The organism is Prevotella sp. MGM2 (assembly GCF_002933955.1).
Classification (GTDB): domain Bacteria; phylum Bacteroidota; class Bacteroidia; order Bacteroidales; family Bacteroidaceae; genus Alloprevotella.
Window position 1 is genome coordinate 1 of record NZ_BEWW01000013.1, and the last position, 1617, is coordinate 1617.

2 pseudogenes are annotated in these 1617 nt (G+C 54.7%); both read right to left on the reverse strand.

Features of this window, described 5'->3' with window-relative positions:
• Nucleotides 1–511, reverse strand: a pseudogene (locus C5S62_RS00155) (ATP-binding protein); the annotation flags it as partial.
• Nucleotides 495–1541, reverse strand: a pseudogene (locus tag C5S62_RS00160) (hypothetical protein). The pseudogenes C5S62_RS00155 and C5S62_RS00160, both read right to left, overlap by 17 nt.
• Between the last annotated feature and the right edge of the window lie 76 nt (nucleotides 1542–1617).

Consider the following 1617-nt stretch of genomic DNA (forward strand, 5'->3'; position numbering starts at 1 on the left):
TCTTTAGCTCGGCCTCAAGACTGTTCCTGACCTTTGCGACCTTGAGCAGTCCGAGCAGTTTGGAGGCGTTGGCATACAAGGTACGTATGCCTTTCTTGCAGGCCTCATGCCCCAGGGCGCAGGCCAGGAAGCTTTTGCCTGTGCCTGAGGAACCGGTGATGAAGAGGTTCTGGCCGTTTCGGACGAAGTCGAGGGTAGCCAGACGTTACATCTGGTTGCGGTCGAGCCCACGGTTTGTGGCGTAGTCTATTTCTTCGGGATATGCCTTGTAGCGGAACGCCGCATTTTTGGTAAGGCGTGTGACCGCGGCTTGTGCGCGCCAGTCCCATTCACGGTGCAGCAGCATTGAGAGGAAGGAGTCCGGGGTCATTGACTGGGCCGTAGTTCCGGCGAGACTTTCGCGGAAGGCTTCGGCCATGCCGTGCATTTTCATGCGGTTCATCAGGTCCAGCGATGTTGTGTTCTGATCCGGCTGATGGGTTACCGGTGCGGTTTTATCGGTTGTTTCCATTGTTGTGTGTATTGTTGGTTTCATTATTGCGGCTGTAGTATTCGCGGCCACGGATGTTCTTGTGCATCGGAGCAGGGGCAATAGTCGCGGGGCCGTGGACTGTTCCGTCCTCGTCGGGCAGGAAGTCGGCGTCATCGCCCTGTTCAAGTATTTCTTTGACTGCCTGATAGCCGTATACCGTCTTCATCGTCGCACAGGCACAGGCCGCCACAAGTCGGTCTGTGCCGTACTTCTTCTCCAGCGACAGTATGCCGCGGCAGCTGCTGAAGGATTTCGGCGGGTACTGCATCCTGGCGTCCACTTCATGAAGATAGTCAAGGACGATGTTGTCCATCCCGGCTGCACGTTTGAAGAGTTCCTCCAGATCCTTGTCATACGGGCCGTAATGTCCCGGCAGGTTGTGTTCCTTCTTCCACGTGTAGGTGTAGGGGATGTCGCGGCGGTCGTGTGTCGCCACGAGATTGAGGCCGCAGTAAATATCTACAGTGTCCGCGTCATAAAGGATGACCACACGCTTGCCCACATGTTCGCGCGGCAGGCTGTAATGGTGTTTGAAAAGAGATACATAGCAGTTCTTGCCGACTGTCATCTCTTCCACTACCTCCAGCTTGTCGCCGGCGAAGTCGACATACATCTGGTCGGCGGCGTAATGCTCGACGTGTCCCACCACATTGGTATGGAACCTGTACTGCCGGACAGCGCCTTTTCCACACGGACTCCTGAAAGCCGTCGGGATGTTCGCTCCTATACTCGTTGAAAAGTTTGCGGACCGTCATGCCCTTGCGGGAGAGCCGGGCAACATAGTCCGGTATCAGCGCGTCCAGTTCCAGCTGGCGTTGCGACGGCTCGCGGTGACGGAACTCCGTGCATCCGAAAGCTCAAGCAACTGTTCGGTAGTCTTGCCGCTTGAAATGAACAGCCGGACATACTTGCGTACGGTGTTGCGGGAAAGATGAAACGTGTTGGCCCTCTCTTTTATTCCCATTCCGACTGCATAACATCGAAGGATGTTTTTTAATTTTGCAATCATATTTGTAGTTTTTGATATTGAACCCCGCCGTGCCAGGACAAGGAGACTCAAAACTACAAAAAAATCGGGTCAAGCC